Source organism: Asaia siamensis (assembly GCF_014635085.1).
Taxonomy (GTDB): domain Bacteria; phylum Pseudomonadota; class Alphaproteobacteria; order Acetobacterales; family Acetobacteraceae; genus Asaia; species Asaia siamensis.
In genome coordinates, this window is record NZ_BMCH01000009.1 from 23,270 (window position 1) to 46,484 (window position 23,215).

General features: G+C 60.0%; 23 protein-coding genes and 1 tRNA gene. 8 read left to right on the forward strand and 16 right to left on the reverse strand.

Annotated features, from left to right (window positions below; translation table 11 throughout):
• The first annotated feature begins 49 nt into the window (after positions 1 to 49).
• Positions 50 to 319: a hypothetical protein gene (locus IEV53_RS13795; protein ID WP_188427418.1), complete on the forward strand. Its 270-nt coding sequence runs from the start codon at positions 50 to 52 to the stop codon at positions 317 to 319.
• A 162-nt stretch (positions 320 to 481) separates the two neighbouring features.
• On the opposite strand, the gene IEV53_RS13800 is transcribed toward IEV53_RS13795, so the two are convergent.
• Together IEV53_RS13800 and IEV53_RS13805 are read right to left on the reverse strand one after the other, a co-directional pair.
• A complete protein-coding gene (locus tag IEV53_RS13800) occupies positions 482 to 685 on the reverse strand; it encodes a hypothetical protein (RefSeq protein WP_188427419.1) in 204 nt (67 codons plus the stop codon).
• A gap of 110 nt (positions 686 to 795) precedes the next feature.
• Positions 796 to 1,734 (reverse strand): AraC family transcriptional regulator, encoded by a 939-nt coding sequence (locus IEV53_RS13805; protein WP_188427420.1) that lies wholly within the window; start codon positions 1,732 to 1,734, stop codon positions 796 to 798.
• Between the two features lie 132 nt (positions 1,735 to 1,866).
• Here IEV53_RS13805 and IEV53_RS13810 point away from each other — a divergent pair, with 132 nt between their 5' ends.
• The 3 genes from IEV53_RS13810 (at position 1,867) to IEV53_RS13820 (ending at position 3,450) form a co-directional block, all read left to right on the forward strand.
• Entirely contained in the window at positions 1,867 to 2,094 is a 228-nt protein-coding gene (locus IEV53_RS13810; protein WP_188427421.1) for a hypothetical protein, read from the forward strand.
• Between the two features lie 92 nt (positions 2,095 to 2,186).
• The gene (locus tag IEV53_RS13815; protein ID WP_188427422.1) at positions 2,187 to 2,918 is read left to right on the forward strand and encodes an SDR family NAD(P)-dependent oxidoreductase; all 732 of its coding nucleotides are present in this window, start codon (positions 2,187 to 2,189) and stop codon (positions 2,916 to 2,918) included.
• 139 nt (positions 2,919 to 3,057) lie between these two features.
• Entirely contained in the window at positions 3,058 to 3,450 is a 393-nt protein-coding gene (locus IEV53_RS13820) for a DUF805 domain-containing protein (protein ID WP_188427423.1), read from the forward strand.
• Between the two features lie 122 nt (positions 3,451 to 3,572).
• Here the strand turns inward: IEV53_RS13820 and IEV53_RS13825 are convergent.
• The 7 genes from IEV53_RS13825 to hisG form a co-directional block, all read right to left on the reverse strand.
• Positions 3,573 to 3,648: transfer RNA gene (locus IEV53_RS13825), tRNA-Phe, on the reverse strand.
• 28 nt (positions 3,649 to 3,676) lie between these two features.
• Entirely contained in the window at positions 3,677 to 3,862 is a 186-nt protein-coding gene (locus IEV53_RS13830; protein ID WP_188427424.1) for a DNA gyrase inhibitor YacG, read from the reverse strand.
• On the reverse strand, positions 3,859 to 4,935 hold the full coding sequence (locus tag IEV53_RS13835) for a ribonuclease E/G (protein ID WP_188427425.1): 1,077 nt from the start codon (positions 4,933 to 4,935) through the stop codon (positions 3,859 to 3,861). Before IEV53_RS13835 ends, IEV53_RS13830 begins: the two co-directional genes overlap by 4 nt.
• On the reverse strand, positions 4,932 to 5,540 hold the full coding sequence (locus IEV53_RS13840; RefSeq protein ID WP_188427426.1) for a Maf family protein: 609 nt from the start codon (positions 5,538 to 5,540) through the stop codon (positions 4,932 to 4,934). Before IEV53_RS13840 ends, IEV53_RS13835 begins: the two co-directional genes overlap by 4 nt.
• Positions 5,541 to 5,550: 10 nt before the next feature.
• Positions 5,551 to 5,769, reverse strand: coding sequence for a translation initiation factor IF-1 (infA, locus tag IEV53_RS13845; protein ID WP_023979930.1), 219 nt, complete (start codon positions 5,767 to 5,769; stop codon positions 5,551 to 5,553).
• 145 nt (positions 5,770 to 5,914) lie between these two features.
• Positions 5,915 to 7,222 (reverse strand): histidinol dehydrogenase, encoded by a 1,308-nt coding sequence (gene hisD / locus IEV53_RS13850; RefSeq protein WP_188427427.1) that lies wholly within the window; start codon positions 7,220 to 7,222, stop codon positions 5,915 to 5,917.
• Complete coding sequence (gene hisG, locus IEV53_RS13855) at positions 7,219 to 7,926, reverse strand: ATP phosphoribosyltransferase (protein WP_188427428.1); 708 nt, start codon at positions 7,924 to 7,926, stop codon at positions 7,219 to 7,221. The genes hisD and hisG overlap by 4 nt, the downstream gene beginning before the upstream one ends.
• A 197-nt stretch (positions 7,927 to 8,123) precedes the next feature.
• Here hisG and IEV53_RS13860 point away from each other — a divergent pair, with 197 nt between their 5' ends.
• Entirely contained in the window at positions 8,124 to 8,993 is an 870-nt protein-coding gene (locus IEV53_RS13860; protein ID WP_188427429.1) for an aldo/keto reductase, read from the forward strand.
• A 63-nt stretch (positions 8,994 to 9,056) separates the two neighbouring features.
• A complete protein-coding gene (locus IEV53_RS14835) occupies positions 9,057 to 9,521 on the forward strand; it encodes a hypothetical protein (RefSeq protein ID WP_229719908.1) in 465 nt (154 codons plus the stop codon).
• A 416-nt stretch (positions 9,522 to 9,937) separates the two neighbouring features.
• Here IEV53_RS14835 and IEV53_RS13870 read toward each other — a convergent pair whose 3' ends face one another.
• Positions 9,938 to 11,437, reverse strand: coding sequence for a replicative DNA helicase (locus IEV53_RS13870; protein ID WP_188427430.1), 1,500 nt, complete (start codon positions 11,435 to 11,437; stop codon positions 9,938 to 9,940).
• A 125-nt stretch (positions 11,438 to 11,562) separates the two neighbouring features.
• Here IEV53_RS13870 and IEV53_RS13875 point away from each other — a divergent pair, with 125 nt between their 5' ends.
• Positions 11,563 to 12,276, forward strand: coding sequence for an MgtC/SapB family protein (locus IEV53_RS13875; protein WP_188427431.1), 714 nt, complete (start codon positions 11,563 to 11,565; stop codon positions 12,274 to 12,276).
• Between the two features lie 83 nt (positions 12,277 to 12,359).
• Here the strand turns inward: IEV53_RS13875 and aspA are convergent, their stop codons facing one another.
• On the reverse strand, positions 12,360 to 13,769 hold the full coding sequence (gene aspA / locus IEV53_RS13880) for an aspartate ammonia-lyase (RefSeq protein WP_188427432.1): 1,410 nt from the start codon (positions 13,767 to 13,769) through the stop codon (positions 12,360 to 12,362).
• Positions 13,770 to 13,908: 139 nt separating this feature from the next.
• Positions 13,909 to 14,949 carry an aromatic ring-hydroxylating oxygenase subunit alpha gene (locus IEV53_RS13885; RefSeq protein WP_188427433.1) on the reverse strand — a complete coding sequence of 347 codons (1,041 nt, stop codon included), beginning with the start codon at positions 14,947 to 14,949 and terminating at the stop codon, positions 13,909 to 13,911.
• Positions 14,950 to 15,057: 108 nt separating this feature from the next.
• Here IEV53_RS13885 and IEV53_RS13890 point away from each other — a divergent pair, with 108 nt between their 5' ends.
• On the forward strand, positions 15,058 to 15,978 hold the full coding sequence (locus IEV53_RS13890) for a LysR family transcriptional regulator (RefSeq protein ID WP_188427434.1): 921 nt from the start codon (positions 15,058 to 15,060) through the stop codon (positions 15,976 to 15,978).
• Between the two features lie 10 nt (positions 15,979 to 15,988).
• Here IEV53_RS13890 and IEV53_RS13895 read toward each other — a convergent pair whose 3' ends face one another.
• The 4 genes from IEV53_RS13895 to IEV53_RS13910 form a co-directional block, all read right to left on the reverse strand.
• Positions 15,989 to 16,978, reverse strand: a complete 990-nt coding sequence (locus tag IEV53_RS13895) for a L,D-transpeptidase (RefSeq protein ID WP_229719909.1) — start codon at positions 16,976 to 16,978, stop codon at positions 15,989 to 15,991.
• A gap of 42 nt (positions 16,979 to 17,020) precedes the next feature.
• Positions 17,021 to 18,991, reverse strand: coding sequence for an alpha/beta hydrolase family protein (locus IEV53_RS13900; protein WP_188427435.1), 1,971 nt, complete (start codon positions 18,989 to 18,991; stop codon positions 17,021 to 17,023).
• A 9-nt stretch (positions 18,992 to 19,000) separates the two neighbouring features.
• Complete coding sequence (locus IEV53_RS13905; RefSeq protein ID WP_188427436.1) at positions 19,001 to 22,303, reverse strand: efflux RND transporter permease subunit; 3,303 nt, start codon at positions 22,301 to 22,303, stop codon at positions 19,001 to 19,003.
• An 80-nt stretch (positions 22,304 to 22,383) separates the two neighbouring features.
• Positions 22,384 to 23,214 carry an SDR family NAD(P)-dependent oxidoreductase gene (locus IEV53_RS13910; RefSeq protein ID WP_188427437.1) on the reverse strand — a complete coding sequence of 277 codons (831 nt, stop codon included), beginning with the start codon at positions 23,212 to 23,214 and terminating at the stop codon, positions 22,384 to 22,386.
• Position 23,215 lies beyond the last annotated feature (1 nt).

Here is a 23,215-nt window from a genome sequence, read left to right on the forward strand (position 1 = left end):
CGGCCTAGGTGCTGACCTGCTCGTCTCTTCCTATTAAAGAAGGGGACTGATGAGCGGGAAGGGCGCAATTGGCATGATAAGAAAAACACGATCGCTTTCGAAGCTGCTCGATATCGCGATTCTGATCATCCTATTCTATATTCTCGTCCGCTATACAATTACGGCGCTCGTTCTGGCGTTCAATGGCACAATCTATCTCTTTGGCCTGTTATGGCATGAGATCTCTTTTCAGCCTGCTTCGAGATATCTCCAGATCAGCTATGGCATTGCAGTCAAGCTGCTCTGGCGAGGGTTTTCAGCATGTCCTGTCTTGTGCTGATTTGCCTGCTGCTTTTCAGACGCTGTTTTGTAGGGGACACTTTCTCGCTCAGACGACTGATTGGTTCGAAAAAAGCCAGAGTCGCAAAAGCCCCATGCGATAACCTCCCGGATACGCAGGACTAAGTTTCTTTTTCTGCCGTCGGTATGCCTCAGCAGCAGATCAGAGATGCGAGGCGCCCATACCTGAGCCCATATACATATGGCCATGAGGCTTGTGGTCTGAGGGCGGGGCGTCTTTCGAGGGCGCGCTGCCAGTCGAGGCTACAGGGCGTAGCAGGGCGGCGCGGCTGTCATCCTGCGGCGGGTGTGGATGCGAACAGGCGGTCAGGGTCAGAATCGCGCCGCAAAGGGACAGAATACGCATAACGATACCTCGGTCTTTTTCCGATCAGCCTGCGCTCAAAACACGGTTCAGCCAAGAAGCGGGGGCGAATGATCGTGTAACGCAATGCATCATGACGGGGAGCGGGCGTTTCAGATCCAGACATCCTCGTTCAGCTCGCGATAGCGCTCCACGCCGATGGTACGAATGCGTTTGACGTCCTGATGCGGGGGCAGGCCGAAAATCGTCTTGTATTCGCGGGTGAACTGCGAGGGGCTTTCATAACCCACGGCAAATCCGGCATCGGCGGCCAGCCTGTCTTCGCTCAGCATCAGGCGGCGTGCTTCCTGCAGGCGCAGGCGTTTGCGATATTGCACAGGCGAGATGCCCGTAACCTCCTGAAACTTGCGGTAGAAGGTCGACTGGCTCATTCCGGCAAGGCGCAGCAGATGCGCCATGTCAGTCTCTTCCATGAAATACGCACGCAAAAATGCCAGAGCGCGGTTGATGCGTGAGGCATCGCTTTTCTGATCGGCAATTTCGTGCAGCACATGACGCTGGTCGCCTTGCAGCGCCCGATAGATCATTTCACGCTTGAGCATGGGCGCAAGAAACTCCCGGTCCTGCTCGTTATCAAGAGCGTGGAGTAGACGGCGCAGCACGTCCAGCAGATCAGGAGTGACCGGGCTCAGGCCCAGGCTGGCGCGCAGCGGTGTTTTCAGCCCCGGATCGGCATGGGTTTGCGTGATAATCTCGGCAATTTCAGCGGGATCGAAGGCAATGCAGGCGGCAAGATAGGGCTCATCAGGCGAGGCGCGGGTGATGCGGCCCGACAGCGGAAGATCGACTGTCGCGACCAGATAGTGATTCTGATCGTAATCGAAGCTGCGTTTATGGATGCGTATGGTCTTGGCACCCTGGATGATCAGGTAGATGCGCGGCTGATAGACCACAAGGAGCGGGTCAGTGGTCGTGTCGGAGTGATAGAGCGTCAGATAGTCGATAGCGGTCTTCGTGCTCTTGCGCGGGCAGTGAAGACGAACGAGCGCCTGAACCTCTCTGAGTTGCGCAGTCGTATCCTGATTTATCATGGCCCAATCATCACATTGTGGGAAAAAAAGGCAAGTTTTTCGGAATCCTGAGATAACGCAGGCGGCTCGTGTCTGCGCATTCTGCGCCTGTCCGAAAGGGACAGGTGTTTTACCCCCGAACAGGAGCCAGTCATGCAGAACCATATCCTCGCACCCCGCACCGGCAATGTCGCACAGACGTACCGGACTACGGCGTGCCGGAAGGATATCCGGCTTCTGTATCGTGCCTGGCGTGAGCAGATCAGCAGACTCGAGCGACGCCAGATTCGTCTGTCTGCAACTCAGAAACGAGAGATGCTCAAGGATTTCTGCCGCAATGTCAGGGCGCTGGATCGCTCCTGTCGCCTGTTGCAGGCCTGAGCGATGCTCGAATTCATCCTGGTGACGGACGCTCTCAGATATCTCGGGCTGAACGCCTTTCTTGCCATTTTTCAGAACAGGGAAACAAAGTGATGACTGCAAAAATTGCTATCGTGACCGGTGCCAGCCGCGGCATCGGCGCTGGTATTGCCCGCCAGCTGGCCAGCGAAGGCTATGATATTGCTTTCTCCTATCCGCGTGATGCAGCCAGTGCGCAGGATACGATCAGGCAAGTTGAGGCGCTTGGTCGTCGTGTTCTGGCCGTGAATGCCGATGGCAGCACGGTTGAGGGGAATGAGAAGGTCATTGCGGAAACAATTCGCGTTTTTGGTCGTCTCGATGTGCTGGTGTGCAATGCGGGCATGTATCCCAAGGGCACGATTGACGACATCACGCCCGAAATCATCGAAGCCGGGCTCAATCTCAATGTGCGCGGCCCGATGATCGAAACGATGTGTGCCGTCAGGCATATGCAGCGCGGTGGCCGTATCGTTCTTATGGGCTCGTCATTCGGTGGACGTGCGCCACTGCCGGGTCTGTCGCTCTATTCCAGCACCAAGGCGGCGCTGCGCGGCTTTGCCCAGGGTGTGGCGCGCGATCTCGGCGATCGTGGCATCACCATCAATGTTGTCGAGCCGGGACCTGTGAATACCGCCATGAATCCGTCGGATACTGAAGCCGCAAAAGTACTCGCAGGCTTTGTTGCGACCGGCGCCTATGGCGAGATTGCAGACATCGTCAATGTCGTGTCGTTCCTGGTCAATGAGCGTTCAAGCTATATTACCGGGTCTGCCCTCGCGGTCGATGGCGGTCTGCTGGCCTGAGTTGAGCAGGCTCTTCCCGGCTCATATTGGAGGGCGGCAAGAGCTTCTTATTGTCGCATAACGTTATCGCGTAATGGTGCTGTTCCAATTCTCTCTTTCTGCCTTAAAAAGCGAAATAGACTGAATAAGGAACAAGAATATGGACGCTGTATTGATGGGACTGAAACAGGCATTTCAATTTCAGGGACGTACTTCCAGAGCCGATTACGCTATCTTTATCATTGCCTGCTGGCTGTTTATGCCTGCCTGTACACGCGTTTCTGATTATGCTACGCATCTCCTGGATGATCAGGATGCTCACGCCCAGATCATCCAGCTCGGCCTGACAGCCGCCTATTTGCTCATCAGTCTTTTTGTTCTGATAGCAACGATCTCTGCCAGTGTTAGACGCTGCCATGATTGCGGTTGGTCTGGCTGGGCAGCGCTCCTTTCGCTCATTCCCTTTATCGGCATCGCGGTCCTTTTTTTCATGAAAGGTGACCCAGATGAGAACCGCTTCGGGAAGATCGGTTTCATGCCCTGGGCGAACTGAGCGACGACCGTTTTCTCGACAGAGCACGTTCCAGGTCCATCCGATCTGGAATGTCGAAATGCGTCTACCTGCAGGATATCTTGCACCTGGCAGAAGCAGAAATAAGTTTTTCAGGAAGAAAATGGTGCCCAAGACCGGGATCGAACCAGTGACACTGCGATTTTCAGTCGCATGCTCTACCAACTGAGCTACTTGGGCACCGTCACCAAACGGTGTGAGAGGGGGTTTACTCTAACCCGTCATGCTGATCAAGCGGGGGGAAGACGTTTTTTTCCTCTTCGTCTTCCGACACGGATGGCACGCTGTAACTCTCATTGAACCAGCGTCCCAGATCAATATCGGCACAACGCTTGCTGCAGAACGGGCGAAACGCCGTCTCGGTGGGGCGCTTGCAGATGGGGCAGAGGCTCATGGTGCAAAACTCCAATAGGCATCCGGGTAATCGGGCATCATCGTAAGGGTCAGAGAGGCGCCCCAGCATAGCGCAAACTGCGCCAGCGCCTCCGGATCGGCCTCCAGAGCCCGCACGACGCCCAGAGAAGCGCGCAGCACCGGGGTGCCACCAGCTTTCCTGCCGCTTCTGTCACGCAGGATCTGCCTTAGCGCCGAGAGGCCGCGCCCGCCGGGACTGGCAAGCGCTTCGTGCAGAGGCGCGCGCCCCCTGACACGCACGACTTCCAGCAGGCCGAGTGAAGTGGCGCCGAGCATCTTGGGTTGCATCGGGTCATCTGCGAAGGCGGCGGCCAGAAAGCTCCCAAGCGCCGGTCGCTTGCGAAGAGGAACCCCTGCCGGGTCGATCAGAATGGCCCCGCTCAGATTGCGCAAAGATATCTCACGCGCCAAAGCCGGGAAGGCGTTGCGATTGGCGGTAAAGCCATCCATCTGGCGGCGCTGATCGGGAGAGGGATCATCCAGATCGATCGCTGTCAGGGCCGGGGTCGGGGTGATGGTGGCGCGCAGTCCGTTCGGCAGCGTGGCCTGTGGTGTGGCCAGCTCATCGCAGTAGGCCTCGAGCACGGCGTCGAAAGCCTGGGGAACACGTTCGATACGTGGCTTCAGTGCTGCCGGTATCTGCGCCATGAGCGCCGGATCGTCACAGCATAAAGAAAGATCGGGATAGCGGGCGGCAATGTCTTCAAGTGGCGTCGGGCCGTACGCGACAAGTCGGGGGGTGTCGCCCTCAGGCGCCTTGCCGGAAACGGGCTTGAGGCGCAGTCCCTTACCGTTCTGGGCGCTGCGGGTCACACGAGCGGCTGTCAGAGCGCCTTCCTGATGGGTGCCAGTCAGAAAGCCTGTGCTGTGATCGGCCAGAGTGACAAACGCGCCACCAAGCGCAGGGGCTGCTTTCTGCACCCTGACCAGATGCGTGTCGCCATAGCCATCGGGCATGCCAGGGCGCCAGAGGGCGAAATCGATCAGGTCATCGCCATCGCAAACGGCAATGCGTGCCTCGCCCGGTGACCAGGCGATACGGCACTCTTTCATGCCAGAAAGCGGAAGGACTGGCCGCGCAGCATCTGGGCGGTTTCGAAAAGGGGCAGGCCGATCACGGCGGAGGGGCTACCCCCGACATAGCGTATGACCGACGCTGCCGCGCCCTGAAGCGCATAGCCACCTGCCTTGCCCTGCCAGTCGCCCTGATCGAGCAGGGCGGTAATCTGGCCTTTGGTCAGGCGGGAAAAGGTCACGTCGGTTTCGACCAGACGTTCCACAATGCGTCCTTCTGCCCAGGCGGCACTCGGCATGACGCAGACTGCGGTCAGTACGGTATGGCGCCGCCCCGAGAGCAGGCGCAGGCAGCGTTCTGCCGTCGCGCGATCTTCGGCTTTGGGCAGGATGCGCCGACCCACCGCAACGAGCGTGTCGGCGGCAAGGATCAGGCCTGGCCCTGTCGTGCGGGCGGCAACCGCTTCGGCTTTGGCGCGGGCCAGACGGGCCACGCACAGGCGTGGTGTCTCGTTCTGGCGCGGCGATTCATCCAGATCGGCAGCGTCGATGCGGTCGGGGACGAGACCGATCTGGCGGAGAAGATCGACCCGCCGGGGCGATGCCGAGGCGAGGATCAGCTCCGGCCTTGTGCCGTCCGTCATGAAAACGCTCTTACTTGAAACGGAAGGTGATGCGGCCCTTGGACAGGTCGTACGGCGTCATTTCAACATTGACGCGGTCACCGGCCAGAACGCGGATGCGGTTCTTGCGCATTTTGCCGCTGGTATGGGCGAGAATGGTGTGTTCGTTGTCGAGGGTCACGCGGAACATGGCATTGGGGAGCAGCTCGGTAACGGTGCCGCTGAATTCGATCATGTCTTCTTTTGACATTGGGGTCCTTATGGGGATTGAAGCTGAAACAGGCCAGAAAAAGGGGCTGTGCCAGCCCCGGCAGTAAAAATTCTGCCGCGTATGTGCTGGCTGTAGGCCGTTACGTCAAGTTTCTTGGTTATTTGCCGGGGTGAAAAAGGCCCTATCAGCCCTGATTCCACCCAAGCGCGTCGAGTCGGGCCGAGAGGCTGAGCGCATGAGCCCCCAACCCTTCGGCGCGGGCAAGCGCAACACCAGCAGGGCCGACCGCGCGCAAGCCATTGGCATCGGCGGCGATAGATGTCGTGCGCTTGAGGAAGTCGAAAACCGACAGGCCCGAGGCAAAACGCGCCGTGCGGCTGGTCGGCAGCACATGGTTCGGGCCGCCCACATAATCGCCTACGGCCTCGGGGCAGTTGCGCCCGAGGAACATGGCGCCTGCATGGCGGATCTGCGTTGCAAACCCTTCCGGGTCGTCGAGCATCACTTCCAGATGCTCGGAGGCAAAGCGATTGGCGATCTGCGCGGCCTCTGCCCAGTCGCGCACGATCACCACCGCGCCGTGATCGGCCCATGATTTACCGGCGATGGCGGCGCGCGGCAGGGTCAGCAGTTCGTTTTCGAGCGCCTCGACCACGGTCTGGGCGAAGGCGGCATCATCGGTGATCAGTACGGCCTGGGCGAGTTCGTCATGTTCGGCCTGAGCCAGCAGATCGAGCGCGACAAAGCGCGGCTCGTTGCGGTTATCAGCGACGATGACCACTTCTGAAGGGCCTGCAATCGAGTCGATGCCGACATGGCCGAAGACCTGACGCTTGGCCTCTGCCACATAGGCATTGCCCGGCCCGACGATACGATCGACCGGCGGTATGGTAGCGGTGCCGTAAGCGAGCGCAGCCACGGCCTGAGCCCCGCCGATACGATAGATCTCGCTCACCCCGCAGACACGGGCTGCCGCAAGCACCAGGGGGTTGAGCACACCATCGGGGCAGGGCACGCACATGGCGATGCGCTCGACACCGGCCACACGGGCGGGCAGGGCATTCATCAGAACAGATGAAGGATAGGCGGCCTTGCCGCCGGGCACGTACAGCCCGACCGCATCAAGCGATGTCCAGCGCATGCCAAGCGTCAGACCGGCATCATCCGTATAGGAGAGGTCAGACGGCATCTGTGCCCGATGAAAGGACTCGATGCGCGTGGCGGCGAGGGTCAGTGCCTCCATCAGTTCTGCATCGACCTTGTCCGCCTCCTGGGCGATCTCGGCTTCGGAAATACGGATGGTTTCCGGCGTGAGGGCCAGCCGGTCAAAGCGCGCGGTGTAATCGCAAAGTGCCATGTCGCCCTGGGTGCGTATGGCGGCGATAATGTCGCGAACCGGGGTGCTGACGCTGGTCTCGACCGCGCTGCGATCGGCCAGAAGACTGCTGAGGCGGGTCTCGAAATCCGTGTCGCTGCTCTGGAGCCATTTCATGCGGCATTCTCCTGCAGGGCGTTGCGAAAGCGCTCGATCAGGGCACGAATGGCATCGGGTCGGGTCTTCAGGGCAACGCGATTGACGATGAGGCGGCTCGTGACATGGGCGATGACATCGGTTTCGCGCAGACCATTGGCCTTGAGTGTCGAGCCGGTATCGACCAGATCGACAATGACGCTTGCCATATCGAGTGTCGGCGCCAGCTCCATCGCGCCATGCAGATGCACGATCTCGGCATTGACGCCTTTGGCGGCAAAATGGCGGCGCGTGATGGTGGGATATTTGGTCGCCACCCGGATATGCGAGCTGGCGGCATTGGTGTCATGCGTGCCCATACCGACAGGCTGGGCAAGGGAAATACGGCAGCCGCCGATACCCAGATCGAGCGGGGCATAGATATCAGGGTAGTCGAACTCCATCAGCACATCGGCACCGCAAACGCCAATCTGCGCGCCCCCATGGGCCACGAAGGTCGCAACGTCGAAAGAGCGCACACGCACCACATCGACATTGGGGTCGAGCGTCGGAAAGCGCAGGCTGCGTGTCCCTTCACCGATGGCACTGCCATCTTTGAAAAGTCCGGTGCGTTCCAGCACGGGGCCGAGCGCCTTGAGAATACGGCCTTTCGGCAACGCCAGAATGAGGGGCGCATCCGTGGGGTCGGACGGGGTGTGAGACTGGGTTTCTGCTGCAGCGATCATGACACCTCGTTCCTAACACAGAGTCTCACGGTCAAGAACCGGGCGAGCGAAGAGTTTTTGCCCCATGGACCTTAGTCTCGCGTCTCTTTGTTCACGCGTTGATGACCGGTTTTCGGTTTCGTGTTGCAACCCGGCGTAGATCGGGCCGCTAGACTACTGAAAAATATCGCTCTCAAAGCGACAGCAAGGAGATCTTCATGTCTCGTACCGATTCTTCCGCAGGGCTTTCTTCTGCAACCCTGCGCGCCGATGGCGAGCAGGTGCATCTGACGCTCAATGACGGCACGCGCATCCCTCAATTCGGGCTTGGTGTCTACAAGACCCCCGCTGATGAAACGGCGGAGATCGTGCGTTATGCGGCCAAGGCAGGCTATCAGATGGTCGATACGGCCGCATTTTACGGCAATGAAAGTGGCGTCGGTGACGCGCTGCAGGATTTCCCCGATCTTTATGCTGTGACCAAGCTCTGGGCGAATGATCTTGGCTACGACAATGCCATGCGCGCCTTTGATGAGAGCGCCCGCAAGCTGCGTCGCGATGTGGTCGATCTCTATCTGCTTCATTGGCCCATGCCGAAAACGGGCCTCGCAGTCGAAAGCTGGAAGGCACTGATCAAACTCAAGAATGACGGGCGTATCCGGTCGATCGGCGTGTGCAATTTCCAGCCAGAGCATCTGACCCAACTGATCGAGGAAACCGGGGTCAAGCCGGTGCTCAACCAGATCGAGCTGCACCCCTCGTTCCAACAGAAGGAAGTGCGCGCATTTAACGAGTCGCTCGATATCCGCACCGAGGCCTGGAGTCCTCTTGCACGCGGTGCCGGGTTCGATGGCGAGATCATTACCAGCATCGCCAAGAAGCACGGCAAGACGCCGGGGCAGGTCACATTGCGCTGGCATCTCGAACTCGGTAATATTGTCATCCCGAAATCGGTTCATCCGAAGCGGATCGATGAAAATCTCGACGTTTTCGATTTCCGCCTGGACGAGGACGATATGAAGCGCATCGAAACGCTTGATCGCGCTGATGGCCGCACGGGCCCCAACCCTTATACGGCTTCGTTCTGACAGTAACCGGGCGTCATGAAAAGTGACGCCCTTTTGTGCTTTTTCAGGTATAGAACTGATTCTATGCCTGAAAACAGAAATAATAAGAAAGCGCTGTTTTATTCACTGTTATGCCTTTTGGTATCGCAGGGGCATTGTTTTGCTGCCGAGGCCGGGTATTTCGTCCCGCCACCCCGGTCGCACGGATCTCCTGCCGAACCCGGCAAGCGCAGCCTTCTGACCCAAGCTCCGCTTTTGCCCCACGGCTCAGGGCTTGATCTGAGCATTTCGGCCAAAGCCCCGCCCAAGACCTTTTTCGCGCCTTCCATGCAGTCTGTGCTGCGGCGATACGGCCCGATATCGGTCGAGCAGAACCAGTCATCGCCCATCGCGATGGAGCACGGCATTACCACCACCTTTGCCCTGCCCGTTGCCGGTATTCCCGGCCTCGATCTCACGGCCAATTTTTTTGCAGGTCATCGCGACACCCGCCTCGGCGCGCCACCGGGTTCAGCGGCCGTGACCGGTGGAATCCGATGGCGCTGGTAATGATCGGGCCCCTAATATTTATAGTGGTGCGTGAACTGTTAAGTATCGTTGACGATAGCGTAATCTGGTGTGCCGACACTGTTGCATCGTGGCTTATTGATCTGGTTGTGGGAGCCAAACTCGCGTTCTTGCGAAAAAACGAAACAGGACAACACGTGCTGGTGGTCTGTTAGTAATTTCCGCCGCACGGGTCGATTTATTGCAGTAATTATAGAGAATTATCTGCCAATAATGGGCGCCTATTGAAAAGAATCATATTCGCATACGGCGATGGCTTGTGCGGGCGGAACGCGCTTGGCGAGTACGGTCCATGCAAGACGCCCTGCACCCATTGGCGCCGCTCGCCCGCCGATCTTTCAGAGATCTGTGCGGACAGAACGGAACGACCGGCATGTCTGCTATGGCGCCGGCCTCGATCACACGTCGTGGACGGTATCCAGATCGCCGAAGCGGGTGAATTCGCCTTCGAAGAAAAGCGAGATGGTACCAGTCGGTCCATGACGCTGTTTTTCCAGAATCAGCTCGGCCTTGTTGTGCACGAGCGCCATCTTGCGCTGCCACTCTTCCATGGCGACCTGATATTTATCCATGCTTTCATAGGCGCTGTCTTTGGGCATGCGCTGTTGCAGATAATACTCGTCGCGATAGACGAACATCACGGCGTCAGCGTCCTGCTCGATCGAGCCGGATTCACGCAGATCCGAGAGCATCGGGCGTTTGTCCTCGCGCGATTCCACCTGACGTGAGAGCTGCGACAGCGCGATGACCGGTACCGAAAGCTCTTTCGCAATCGCCTTGAGCCCCTGCGTGATCATCGAGATTTCAAGCACGCGGCTTTCCGGTTTGGTGCCGATGGCGGGGCGCATGAGCTGGAGATAATCGACCACCACAAGGCTCAGCCCCTTTGTGCGCGCCAGACGGCGGCAGCGTGTTCGCATGGCCGAAAGCGAGATGGCTGGCGTGTCGTCGATATGCAGCGGCAGTTCTGACAATTCGCGAGAGACGCGCACGAAGCGGTCGAATTCGCGCTGGCCGATATCGCCCCGTCGGATCTTTTCGCCCGAGACTTCAGATTGTTCTGACAGAATACGCGTGGCGAGCTGCTCGGCCGACATTTCGAGCGAGAAGATTGCCACGGCGCCGCGTGGCTTCGTTCCCTTGTCTTCCGCCTCGCGCATCAAGGCCTGGGCAGCCGAGAAGGCGACCTTGGTGGCCAGAGCCGTCTTGCCCATGGCTGGACGGCCTGCAAGGATCAGAAGATCGGAAGGATGCAGACCACCGGTTTTCTTGTCGAAGTCGCGCAGACCCGAGGTAAGGCCGCTGACATCGCCCGTGCGCTGGAAAGCCTGTTCTGCCACCTGGAGCGCGCCTGTCAGGGCGCGTTCGAAGCTGACGAATCCGCCATCCTGTCCCTTGTCGGTGGCGAGTTTGAACAGGGTTTCCTCGGCGGCGGCAATCTGGTCGCCACCTTCCAGATCGGCACGGGCGCCATAGGCGTTATTGACGACCGTCTCACCGATTTCGATCAGCTGGCGCCTGATCCATGCATCATGAATGGCGCGGCCATAATCGCCGGCATTGACGATGCCCACCATGGCCATGAGCAACTGGCCCAGATATTGCGGACCGCCGACTTCATCCAGCAGGCCGGAATGTTCGAACTCGGCGCGCATGGTGATGGGGTCAGCCAGCATGCCACGGTCGATACGCCGGGCGATCGCCTCAAAAATGCGCCCGTGCAGCGGGTCGGCAAAATGCGCGGCGACCAGAAAGTCGGAAACGCGCTCATAGGCCTTGTTATTGGTCAGAAGCGCGCCCAGCAGGGCGCGTTCGGCCTCAGGGTTGGCCGGGGGCGAGCGGCGCAGCAGCGCGGTAAGGCCATCATCGGCCGCGGAAGGTCTGGATGTATCGGTCATAGTCACAGCGTCCCTCTATCATGGGCGCGGGCGATTCGAGCAAGCCAAGAGGCTGTCGCACTTGTCATGAGTGAGCGATACTCCGCTTCGTGTCCGCAAGGGCGTTGTTTCGAGGGGAGGCTGTCATGCAGGCGGCGGGTCTGTTTGCACATATTCCGGGTGAGGGGCTGCTCCAGCTTCAGGAGCTCGGGCTGGCGTTTTTTCTGTCTGCACTGGTCGGGCTCGAGCGCGAATACCGACAGAAAGCGGCAGGTTTTCGTACCTATACGCTTGTTGGCGTGTCTGCCGCCCTTTTCATGCTCATCTCGAAATACGGCTTTGATGACGTGCTGGTGCCGGGCCGTGTCGAAGTCGACCCTTCCCGTGTGGCGGCACAGATTGTCTCGGGTCTCGGCTTCATCGGCGGCGGCGTCATTTTCATGCGACGTGACACCGTGCGCGGCCTGACGACTGCCGCTTCAGTGTGGCTCACGGCTGCCATTGGCATGGCCTGCGGTGCGGGCATGACCATCGTTGCCCTGCTGACAACACTTGGTTATCTGGTGATCATGTTTCTCACCCCTGGCTGGCTGTTGCGCATGCCGCGCGCGCCACGTCACGGGTTCAAGATAAGCGTACGGGGCGACCCGGACGTCGATTTTGCCGAGACCGTTGCCACTACCCTGACCGGGCTGGGTTTCACGCTGGGTCATGTCTCGCAGGAGAGACAGGGCGAAACGCTTCTGCTCACCATCCATGTGCACGGCATGAAAAAACCCGATGAGGTCATCACGCCTTTGATGCGCATCCCCGGCGTTCAGGCAGCCTGGAGCGAAAAGCCCGACGAATCTCTGGACTGAACCCTGACCATTCTGACGCTTGGTACAAACGCCTGTCGTTAAGGGCGCCGGCCCCTCAGGCAGGCGTCCCGAATTTAAGCGCGTCAGAGCGGCTCAGCCTTGTGCAGATGGCAGAGCCCTTCGGGAGAGAGAATCTTCTCCAGTGTCTCTTCCGGCACAAGCTGGCGTTCACGCACGATTTCGATCACCCCACGTCCGGTACGATGCGCTTCGAGCGCAATAGCCGTGGCAGTTTCATAGCCGATATAGGGGTTCAGAACGGTCACAAGGCCGATGGAGTGCGTTACCATGGCCTCGAGCTGGGCCGTATTGGCGGTGATGCCGCGAATGCACCGCGATTCCAGAGTGAGGCAGGCCGCATGGAGATGGGTCAGACTCTTGAAAAGGCTATGGGCAATGATCGGCTCGAAAGCATTGAGCTGAAGCTGACCGGCCTCGGCGGCCATGGTGACGGTCAGGTCATTGCCGATCACTTCGAAAGCGACCTGATTGACGACCTCGGGAATGACCGGGTTGATCTTGCCCGGCATGATGGAAGAGCCCGACTGCATGGGCGGCAGGTTGATCTCATTCAGCCCGGCGCGAGGGCCTGAGGAAAGCAGACGCAGATCGTTGCAGATTTTCGAGAGCTTGACGGCAAAGCGCTTGAGCACGCCGGAAACCTGAACGAAAGCGCCGCAATCCTGAGTGGCTTCGATCAGGTCGCTCGCCGTCAGAAGATGAAGATTGGTGATCCGGTTGAGATGCGAGCAGACCGTGACGGCAAAATCGGGATGGCTCGCAATACGTGTGCCGATGGCGGTGCCGCCCAGATTGATCTCGCTGATCAGAAGGGTCGCCTCCCTGAGGCGTTTCTGGTCTTCATCCAGCATGACGGCATAGGTCTGGAATTCCTGCCCCAGCGTCATGGGCACGGCATCCTGAAGCTGGGTACGTCCCATCTTGAGAATGTCATGGAATTCCCGTGACTTGGCGATAAAGCCCTTGCGAAGCACGGTCATGGCGTCGGTCAGGTGGTTGACCCCATGAATGGCCGCAATGCGCAGGGCCGTGGGATAAACGTCGTTCGTGCTCTGGCCCATATTGACGTGGTCGATAGGGTGGAGCGCGCTGTAATCGCCCCGCTGGCGCCCGAGATGCTCGAGCGCCCGATTGGCGATCACTTCATTGGCGTTCATGTTGGTCGAGGTGCCAGCGCCCCCCTGAATGACATCGACGACGAACTGGTCGTGCAGCTGCCCACTACGCACATCCTCGCAGGCGGCAATGATGGCGCGTGCTTTCGAGGCGTCGAGAAGCCCCAGATCGCGATTGCTCAGGGCCGCTGCCTGCTTGATGGCAGCCAGTGCGTTGATGAGTTCCGGATAGGCGCTGATCTGGCGGCCGGTAATCGGAAAATTCTCGACGGCACGCAGTGTATGGATGCCGTAATAGGCGTCACGTGGGACTTCGCGTGTGCCGAGAAGATCGTGTTCGGTTCTGGTCGTGACCATGATCCTGAGAAGCTCCCTCTTTTCCTGTGTCAGAGGAAGCCACCCGGCGAGACGAGGCAAGACGCACAGGCCTGACGGGATATGATTTCTCGGCGCAGGAGCCATGCATTTCCCGTCAGAACCACGCGCCGGTCGATTTTCAGGCGATGAAAAAGCGGCTCAGCCCCAGATCACGCAGGCCCTTGCGATAGGCGATGGAGCTGCGATCGGCCATGATATGGGCCTCAAGTGTTGGGTCGAGAGGGAGGCATTCGGGCTTTTGTGCCTCGACGAGCAACCGGTCCTCCTCAAAGACACGGCGGTTGAACTCATAGACGGCCTCCACCGGAATATCCTGATCGAAATTGCGGCAAATCGGCGCAAACATGCGTGTCTTGCGGGCTGAAACGGGAGAGGCGGCATTCATGATCACCAGCCGACCCTCATCAGGAAAATGGATCTCGAGCGTCGCCGTAAACGGCAGCGAGGTGCGGAAATGGCGAAGCCATTCGAAGCCCTCGGGCGCCCGACCTTCCACACCGATAGGATAATTGCCAACGGAGCTGCGATATTCGACCTCGAAGCCCGCTTCGGTTCTTCTGGGCATATAGGGCGGGACGACCGGGTTTTCGGGGTCGGCAAAGGTGTCGGTATGTACGAATGCGAAATGCGCGACGTCGAGAAACCCCTCTACCTGTCTTCCCGCAAATCCGGCAATGTCGATCGAGGGGCAGGTGATCTGCTGATAGCCGGGTTCATACCAGTGCGGCATTTCCGGCACGTCATGAGCTGTCTCACCTGCGAGGCAGGTCCAGACCAGACCGTAGCGCTCACGCACCGGGAAGGTCTTCAGATGCAGCTTGCCGGGGATGGCCGAACTAGGATGCGCAGGCACCTTGACGCATCGCCCCGCCTGACCAAAACGAAAGCCGTGATAGGCACAGGCAATGCTCTCGCCATTGCCCGAACCAAGGCTGAGAGGCACGCCGCGATGCGGGCAGAGATCCTGTGCGACCACAATCTCGTCGCCCGCGCGATAGATCACCAGCGTTTCATCGAGCAGTACTGCCGCCGTGGGGGCTGTACCGATATCGCGGCACAGGGCGACCGGATACCAGAAGCGCGAGAGGATCGCCCAATCTGCGGCATCGAAGCTGCATTGACGCGGCAATTGGACCGGACGCTCGAGAGTTTCTGACATGGGGCCTCGCCGGGTGATGCTGGAACATCAGGAACAATCCCATTATCAACGTGTTCGACGATATATCGAAATATCTCATTGACCGTTCTAAAAATGAGAGCGCCTGCCATGCCTGTCTTTTCCCGCTTCACGCGTTATTTCATGACCGTCGCCCAGCATGGTTCCATCAGGCGCGCCTCGGAGGCTCTGGGCATTTCAGCGTCGTCGATCGATCGTCAGATCCTGCTCGGTGAAGAATCCCTCGGCTCGCCGCTATTCGAGCGGCTGCCCTCAGGGCTCAGGCTGACCGCGGCGGGGGCGCTTCTTCTGGTACAGACCAGACGCTGGCAGCGCGAACTGGAGGCGTGCCGAACGGAAATCGACGATCTCAAGGGGCTGAGGCGGGGTCATGTGACGCTGCTCATACCCGAAGCCATGGCGCGCGGAATGGTGCCGGGTGTGGTCGCGACCCTGCGCGCCGAGCATCCGGGCATCACGCTGAGTGTGCTGGTAAGGGCCAATCATGAGATCGGGCCAGCCCTCATTGAGGGGCAGGGTGATTTGGCGCTGGTATTTGATCCGGTGATGTCCTCGCGGCTTTCTGTCAGAGCCAGCATTGCCTGCCCTCTGGGGTTTGTTACCCTGCCCGGCCATCCTCTGGCGGAACAGGATGAGGCACGGTTCAGCCAGGGAGTTGCCTACCCGCTGATTGCTCCTTCTGCACCGCTGGCATTGGCGCAGAAGATTGCCTGGCTGAGCGCCGAGACGGGTCAGGAGGGACTTCCGGTTTGTGAATCCGACGACATCGAAACCATCAAATCGCTGGTCAGAAACGGGGTTGGGATCAGTATCCTGAGCTCTGTTGATGTCATGCAGGAGGTAGGCGACGGGTCTCTGGCCTTCGTACCGCTTGCCAACCGCAAGATCAGACCGTTCGAATTATGCTTCTGCGTCGATCAGGCCCGGTCCCTTCCCGCTGCCACGCGCCTCGTTGCGCAGTCGCTTGAGGCGGCCTTTCCCGGTCTTGCCTTGCCGGAACGGCGGGCGTGAGCGTGGGGGATCAGCCCTCGTGATGGCTGGGCAGGGTCTGATGCCCGAGCGTGGCGGAAGAAATGGCCTGAACGGCTTCGGTTGAGTCCACGACAACGAGCGCATCGCCTGCAATAGGGCTCGGTGTACGGTCCTTGGGCAGGAGCGCACGGAAACGTTCGTCATAGCTGGCCGCCTGTTCGTATTGCACATCGAGCAGACCATTCTTGTCCATAAAGACGTTCATGGTCGCGGGGATGCGAATGCAGCCTTCCGACGCCGTCTGGCCTAGGCGCTGCTCAAGGAAGTCGGGGTCGGTCGCGTGAATTTCGAGCCGGATATCGCCCGTTTCGTGATCGGGGCGCCAGCCCTTGACGGCATTGTGCCAGCCCATGTCCCAGACCCGCATGCCCTTGGCGCCGATGCCGCGGATGCCGTTCTCGTTCTTGGTGCCGAGTGCGCGATAGCCGAGACGATCAGGCGTGTTGATGAACACGCCTGTCGGGGTGATGTAATAGAATTTGCGTCCGGCCCGACCCGTCGAGACAGGCGTGCCGCCCAGCGTCTCCCAATCTGCGTTGCCCGGCATGGCCAGCACGAAGCAGAGGCGCTGCACCTTGGGATTGCGATCGACGACCATCAGAAGCTGGGGGCGGTCGATAGGCGTGTTGGTGCTGGCAATGGCGGCACGTGCGAGGCGGATGAAGCGCTGACGGATCTCGGGAGTATAGGTGGTGAAACGCTTGACCGATTTCTTCATCTGTACGGTCAGGCGGCTTGCCTCAAGACGCGCCTGCGCTTCCGGGACCACGGGCAGGGGCGGAATGATGATGGGGGCTGATGCCGGGTGATCGGAAGGCGCCGCCGGTTTTGCCGTGGTGATTGCACTGGGCAGGGGCGGGGCCTCGACCGTCTGGGCTTTGGCACAGGCCGAGAGCGCGCAGCCGAGAACGAAAGCCGGGACAACCAGCCTGACTGGGGCCAGCAGATTGGCGAACGGTGCCTGGTTTTTATTACGCATCTCGACTCCAAAGCTTCTCGGGCCAAACGTTACTGAACGCCCTCAGTTCGCCGTGGCACGCTTTGTATCCCGGGCGTTCAGATAGCGATCGAACCAGGCCAGCATACGCTTCTGGGCATCGATCGCATGGTCACGCCCGCGCATGCCGTGCCCTTCACCGGGGTAGATCACAAGGCTGGTCGGAATCCCGAGCGCGCGCAAGGCATGATAGAATTCAAGACTTTGTGCAGGCGGGCATTCGACATCATTGGCGCCGACATAAATGAAGGTCGGGGTCCTGACCTGCTTGATGAAGGTGATCGGGGAAGAATGGGCGTAGATGGCCGGATCGTCATAGACCGTGGCGCCAAAGAAAGGAGGCATCCAGGCATCAATGCCGTTCTGTCCGTAATAGGACTGCCAGTTCGCAATGCCGCCACCGGCTGCCGCTGCCTTGAAGCGGTTCGTCTGTGTCACGATCCACATGGTCATGTAACCGCCATAGGAATAGCCGGTAATGCCAAGACGGGTCTCGTCGATCGGGGCCGTTTTTTCGAGCGCGTCGATGCCGCGATGGATGTCACGCAGGTCGCCATATCCAAAATCGCGTCGGTTCGCCATGGTAAAGGCCTCGCCCTGGCCATAGCTGCCGCGCGGGTTGGGCATGAACAGGTCATAGCCTGCCTTCAGCAGCACGGCGGCATCGCCATTGGCGCGCAGAAAGCGCGGTGTGACGGCTGAAGACGGGCCGCCATGGATGACGGTGATCATTGGCACCTTGCCGTCATGGGTCATGGGCGTGGGGCGCGAGACGGGGGCCAGATGCCAGCCCTGAACGGCAAACCCGTCGCTCGTCCAGCTGACGCTTGCGGCTTTGACCGGTACGGAGAGGCCCTCATTGAGATGGGTGACCTGCTGCCAGTCACCAATCCTGCCTGCCCAGATTTCAGGGGCTTTTGTGAAGTTCTGGCGGATGACGACGCTCTGGTCGCCTGCACAGATCAGGCGCGGTTCGCCGCCGCCATCGGAAAGCAGATCATCGGAACTCACCATGAGGGGCGCCTTGTCGTCGAGGGCCTGAAGCATCGTCTTGGGGCTGGCGATGGCTGAGGCGATCAATCGTCCCTGACACCAGCTCAGCCCTGTCACGGTGCTCTTGCTGTTCCGTGTCAGTGTGACAGGCGCCGCGCCCGGCGTGGTCAGATCGATCTGCAGGGCATCGCCACCGAAAAAGCCGAAATCGCTCATCAGACCGGCCACGAAACTCACGCTCTTGCCATCGGGCGCCACCAGAGGCAGGCCAATCTGTTGAGACAGGGCATGGGTGTAGAGAATTTTCTCCTGCCCGTCTGAAAAGCGCGACAGATGGGCCTGCCACCAATGGGCGTCGCCATTGCCTTTGGCCGCCGTGCCGATAAAGGCGGGTTGGGTGCCTTTCTGCCAGCTATACTCATAGACATAGAGCCCATCGGGCGACTGCCAGTGCAGGGCGTTCTTCTCGACCGTGGCGATGCGCTGCTCGTCTTCCTTTGCGTCGATCTCGCCTGTTTCCGGTGCACCGGCCTGCAAGGCGCCGGGGTCGCGTCGTGCATCGGCAATGGCGAGCACGGCCAGCCCCCCGTCGGGGCCGTAGCGCAGATCCTGCAGCGAACCCGTGAATTTCAGCAGGGTTTCCAGGTCTTTGCCCGTGCTGGTCAAACGCATGATCTGGCGGTTCTGCGTGTTTTTCTGCCTGACGATAAAGGCCAGATGCGTGCCGTCGGGGCTCCAGCTCGGGCTGGAGGGGATGCAGTCCTTGCAGGGCAGAAGAATCGTCATCGTCTTGCCGTCCGGCAGGCTGCGAAGAACGAGAAACGGCACAGGTGTCGTATCGGAATCGGGCTGTTCGGTGGTGTCCAGTGTCGCCAGAAGCTTGCCATCAGGCGAGAGGGCAGGCGCATTGAACAGATGCAGCGGGGCGGCAGACGCTGCGAAAGCGGGTGTCAGCAGGCTGGCGCAAAGCAGAAAGGCCGGGCTGAGGGTTTTGAGAGACATGACGGGCTTTCAGCTTTCAGAAGGGAGCGGGGCTGTGAGCGGAGCAGAGCGCCTGGGCACAAAACGGTGCCACAACCGTGTGCCGAAACGACCGATCGCGTCCATGTAAAGATAGACGACAGGGGTGGTGTAGAGTGTCAGCAACTGGCTGATGAGCATGCCGCCAACAATGGCGATGCCGAGCGGTCGGCGCATTTCCGACCCGTATCCATGCCCGACCATCAGAGGCACAGCGCCGAGCGCAGCGGCGAGGGTTGTCATGAGGATGGGGCGAAACCGCGTCAGGCAGGCCTCGTAGATGGCTTCACGCGGCGTGTGGCCCAGCTCCTTTTCGGCATAAAGCGCGAAGTCGATCATCAGGATCGCATTCTTCTTCACGATGCCGGTAAGCAGGATCATGCCGATCATGGCAATGAGACTGAACGACTCGCCCCCAATCCAGAGCCCGAGAATGGCGCCGATACCGGCTGAGGGCAGGGTGGAGAGAATGGTAAAGGGGTGGATCAGGCTCTCATAGAGCACGCCCAGAACGATATACATGGCAAAAAGCGCGGCCACGAAAGCCAGAAGCTCGTTGACGAGCATGTCCTTCGTTTCACCTGCAAGGCCCGAAAACTCGCCGGTCAGACCGGGCGGCGCGCCCATGTCCTTCATCGTGCTTTCAATCAGCTTGCGGGCGTCTTCATAGGTCTTGCCATCGGTCAGATCGAAGCTGATCGCGGTCGAGGTCATGCCCTGCTGATGGTCGATCTCCATCGGGGTGGGCTCCATCACCAGATCGGCCACGTTGATGAGCGGGATCATGGTCTCGACGGAAGAGGCAACTGCCGAACCATTGGAGTTGTTGCCCGTGATCTGGTTGGCGATGGCGTTGCGCAGAGAGGCCTCGCTGAGCTGTGTCGCGGTCGAGGCCGAGCTGCTGCCGGTGGTTTTTACCCGGATCTGGTTCGAGCGCACGGCGCCCGAGGGGGTGCCTGAAGCGGTCGAGATCCAGGCGCTGCGAAGCTGCTCAGGCGATTCCCGATAGGCGCGGGCGACTTCCATCACCACGGAATGGGTGGTGATGTCTGTATGGATGCGTGACGCCACGGTCTGGCCATAGGCATCATAGAGCACATTGCCGACGAGTTGTGGCGTGACCAGATAGCGGGCCTCGGTGTCGCGGCGCAGCTTGACGTGTACCGAGGCGCCATGGCCTTCGACATTGGTCGTGACCGTGGTCATCATCGGGTTCTTGCGCAGCTTTGCGGCAAGACGCTGCACCCAGAGCTTGAGCTCGACCGGATCCTGGTCGCGCAGCACGTAACGATAGGCGCCGCTACGATGCTGACCGCCGCCACCATTGGGATCACCCGCCGAGAAGAACGAGGTACGCAGGCCGGGCATATCGCCCAGCTTCTTGCGTATGCTGTCGACGATCTGCACATCGGTGCGTGTGCGGGTACGCTTGTCAGACAGCCGGGCAAAAAGCTGACCATCGCTGCTGCTGTTGTTCCAGCTGGTGACAGACAGAACATCCGGGTCAGCTTTCATGACCTCACCGACATAATGGATACGCCGGGTGATCTGGGAGAACGACATGGTGTCGTCGCCGCTGATCGAGCCACCCACCAGAGAGATATCCTGCGCCGGGACGCCCGTCTTGGGCATCAGCACAATCGAGGTGACGAGCACGATGAAGCTCAGAGGCAGGGTAAGCGCCGTCAGGATGTGATGGCGCAGCGCCACGCGCAGCGTGCGGGCGTAAAGGGCAATGATGCCATCGAGCACGAAATCGATCAGACGCAAGGTGCGGTCACGCAGCCCCGGCCCGGTTGGCTCTTCATGTTCGACATCCAGCCAGTAGGCGCACATCATGGGGGTGAGGGTCAGTGACAGGGCCAGCGAGATGAGCAGCGCCGAGACGATGGTCATCGAGAATTCGTAGAAGATCGCGCCGACCTGACCGGGTATGAACAGCAGCGGAATGAAGACGGCCACGAGAGAGGCCGTGATCGAGAGCACGGTGAAGCCGATCTCCGACGAGCCTTTCAGGCTCGCACTCATGCGGTCCATGCCGGCTTCCATATGGCGCGCAATGTTTTCCAGAACCACGATGGCGTCATCCACCACGAAGCCCACCGAGATGGTGAGCGCCATGAGCGACATGATATCGAGGGTGAAATGCTGCCATTTCATCACGGCCAACGTGCCGATCAGCGCGATGGGCACGGTGACGGCAGGAATGATGGTCGAGCGCAGGCGGCGCAGAAACACCAGAATGACGCCGATCACGAGAATGATCGAGATGCCGAGCGTCAGCTGCGTATCATCGAGTGAGGCACGGATGCTCGATGAGAGGTCGATGGCCGTATCCATCTCGACGCCGGGTGGCAGAACCGCACGCAGTGTGGCCATGCGGGCTTTGACGGCATCGACGATCTTGACCGTATTGGCTTTGGGCTGGCCGCGAACGATCAGGGTAATGGCAGGTTTGTTGTTGAAATACCCCGCCTGATACAGATCCTGAACGCTGTCACTGACCTCGGCGACAGAAGAAAGCCGTATCGGGTTGATGTTGTTGCGATAGCCGATGATCAGATCGCGATATTGCGCTGCATCCTCGGCCTGGTCGTTTGTCTCCAGCATGAGGCGCTGGCCGCCGGAATCGAGAAAGCCCTTGGGTGTGTTGGCATTGGCCGAGGCAAGGGCCTGTCGAACGTCTTCAAAGCCTACGCCCCATTTGTACAACGCATAGGGGTTCACATCCACGCGCACGGCGGGGGCGGCAGAGCCGACGGCCTGCACATGGCCCACGCCCTTGATCTGCGCCAGAAGCGGCTTGACCCTGATCTGGGCAAGGTCGAACAGCTTCGGCAGCGTCATGACGTCTGAGGTCAGAGAGAGCAGATAGACCGGCTGGGAAGTCGGGTCGTCCTTGTAGGCGTAGGGGTCACGGTCGAGCGTCCCTTGCGGCAGGTCGGCGCGTGCGGCTCTCAGCGCTGCCTGAACATCGCGCAGGGCACCATCGATATTGCGGGATTCCACAAAATCGATGCGGATATAGGCGAAGCTGTTTTCACTGTCTGATTCGATCAGCTTCACCCCGGCAATCTGTCCGAGATAGCGTTCCAGCGGCGTGGTGACCGAGCTGACCATCTGCTCGGGGCTGGCGCCAGGCTGTTCGATCTCGACATTGATTGTCGATGAACCGATATCGGGCAGGCTCGCGACGGGCATCAGCGGATAGCAGATGGCCCCTGCCGCCAGGAGCGAAAGGGCGAGCAGAATCGTCGCCACGGGACGCATGATGAAGAGACGACAGAAATTCATTTCGTCTTCATAGCAAAGTTTTTGCGGGAATACGTAGCCCGGGACGCTCTTGTCTTGATCTTTTCGTATTTTGACCCTGGCTACTGGTCGAGCGGTGGCATCGAGCCGGGGCAGCCAGTGGGCTGATGCGTGTAATAGGCCTCGGCCAGACGCACGGGCAGCACATCCATGAAACGCGAGCCCAGAACCAGCCAGGCGGGGAAAATGATTCGTCTCTTGCGACGCGCCAGACCGCGCAGGATCTGCGCGACCGCACGTTCCACGCTCGAAAGCCCCGGCATGGGGAACCGGTTCTGCGCCACCATGGGGGTATCGACGAAGCTGCAGCAGACGCTGGAGAGGTGAATGCCTGCCCGGCGGCTATAGGCGCCGCTGGCCACCATAAAGCGGTCGAGCGCCGCTTTAGAGGCGGAATAGGAAGGTGTGCCGGGATAGGAAACGAGCCCTGCAACCGAGGCGATGGCACAGATCTGCCCCCGCTGGCGGGCAAGCCGACCGGTCTTGCGCAGAGGCTGGGCGCGCATGCGCGCCATCATGGGAAGGATGGCATTGAGGGCCCCATCGAGATTGACGGCCATCATGCGCCGAACCTGCTCGATGCTTTCAAAGGCGGCGCCGTCGCCTTCCAAGGCGGCCACACCGCCGGTCACACCGGCGCAGACCAGCAACAGATCGACCGGTCGGTCGGCGGCCTGGGTGCACCACTGGGTCATGGCGTCCTGATCTGTCACATCAAGGCAGGTCAGGCAGGTTTCGGCACCCTTTGCCCGACAGGCTGCGCCTGTCTCTTCCAGGCCGTTCTGCTGGCAATCGGCCAGATGAAGCGCGCGACCGGGCGCAGAGAGGGCGACGGCTAGGGCACGCCCGATACCGGAAGCCGCCCCGGTGATGAAGATCGTCCCGTAATTCATG

Bases quoted from the DNA above. Each gene is read 5' to 3' on its own strand.
- IEV53_RS13795 (WP_188427418.1), top strand. From the start codon at position 50: ATGAGCGGGAAGGGCGCAATTGGCATGATAAGAAAAACACGATCGCTT.
- IEV53_RS13800 (WP_188427419.1), bottom strand. From the start codon at position 685: ATGCGTATTCTGTCCCTTTGCGGCGCGATTCTGACCCTGACCGCCTGT.
- IEV53_RS13805 (WP_188427420.1), bottom strand. From the start codon at position 1,734: ATGATAAATCAGGATACGACTGCGCAACTCAGAGAGGTTCAGGCGCTC.
- IEV53_RS13810 (WP_188427421.1), top strand. From the start codon at position 1,867: ATGCAGAACCATATCCTCGCACCCCGCACCGGCAATGTCGCACAGACG.
- IEV53_RS13815 (WP_188427422.1), top strand. From the start codon at position 2,187: ATGACTGCAAAAATTGCTATCGTGACCGGTGCCAGCCGCGGCATCGGC.
- IEV53_RS13820 (WP_188427423.1), top strand. From the start codon at position 3,058: ATGGACGCTGTATTGATGGGACTGAAACAGGCATTTCAATTTCAGGGA.
- IEV53_RS13830 (WP_188427424.1), bottom strand. From the start codon at position 3,862: ATGAGCCTCTGCCCCATCTGCAAGCGCCCCACCGAGACGGCGTTTCGC.
- IEV53_RS13835 (WP_188427425.1), bottom strand. From the start codon at position 4,935: ATGAAAGAGTGCCGTATCGCCTGGTCACCGGGCGAGGCACGCATTGCC.
- IEV53_RS13840 (WP_188427426.1), bottom strand. From the start codon at position 5,540: ATGACGGACGGCACAAGGCCGGAGCTGATCCTCGCCTCGGCATCGCCC.
- infA (WP_023979930.1), bottom strand. From the start codon at position 5,769: ATGTCAAAAGAAGACATGATCGAATTCAGCGGCACCGTTACCGAGCTG.
- hisD (WP_188427427.1), bottom strand. From the start codon at position 7,222: ATGAAATGGCTCCAGAGCAGCGACACGGATTTCGAGACCCGCCTCAGC.
- hisG (WP_188427428.1), bottom strand. From the start codon at position 7,926: ATGATCGCTGCAGCAGAAACCCAGTCTCACACCCCGTCCGACCCCACG.
- IEV53_RS13860 (WP_188427429.1), top strand. From the start codon at position 8,124: ATGTCTCGTACCGATTCTTCCGCAGGGCTTTCTTCTGCAACCCTGCGC.
- IEV53_RS14835 (WP_229719908.1), top strand. From the start codon at position 9,057: ATGCCTGAAAACAGAAATAATAAGAAAGCGCTGTTTTATTCACTGTTA.
- IEV53_RS13870 (WP_188427430.1), bottom strand. From the start codon at position 11,437: ATGACCGATACATCCAGACCTTCCGCGGCCGATGATGGCCTTACCGCG.
- IEV53_RS13875 (WP_188427431.1), top strand. From the start codon at position 11,563: ATGCAGGCGGCGGGTCTGTTTGCACATATTCCGGGTGAGGGGCTGCTC.
- aspA (WP_188427432.1), bottom strand. From the start codon at position 13,769: ATGGTCACGACCAGAACCGAACACGATCTTCTCGGCACACGCGAAGTC.
- IEV53_RS13885 (WP_188427433.1), bottom strand. From the start codon at position 14,949: ATGTCAGAAACTCTCGAGCGTCCGGTCCAATTGCCGCGTCAATGCAGC.
- IEV53_RS13890 (WP_188427434.1), top strand. From the start codon at position 15,058: ATGCCTGTCTTTTCCCGCTTCACGCGTTATTTCATGACCGTCGCCCAG.
- IEV53_RS13895 (WP_229719909.1), bottom strand. From the start codon at position 16,978: ATGCGTAATAAAAACCAGGCACCGTTCGCCAATCTGCTGGCCCCAGTC.
- IEV53_RS13900 (WP_188427435.1), bottom strand. From the start codon at position 18,991: ATGTCTCTCAAAACCCTCAGCCCGGCCTTTCTGCTTTGCGCCAGCCTG.
- IEV53_RS13905 (WP_188427436.1), bottom strand. From the start codon at position 22,303: ATGAATTTCTGTCGTCTCTTCATCATGCGTCCCGTGGCGACGATTCTG.
- IEV53_RS13910 (WP_188427437.1), bottom strand. From the start codon at position 23,214: ATGAATTACGGGACGATCTTCATCACCGGGGCGGCTTCCGGTATCGGG.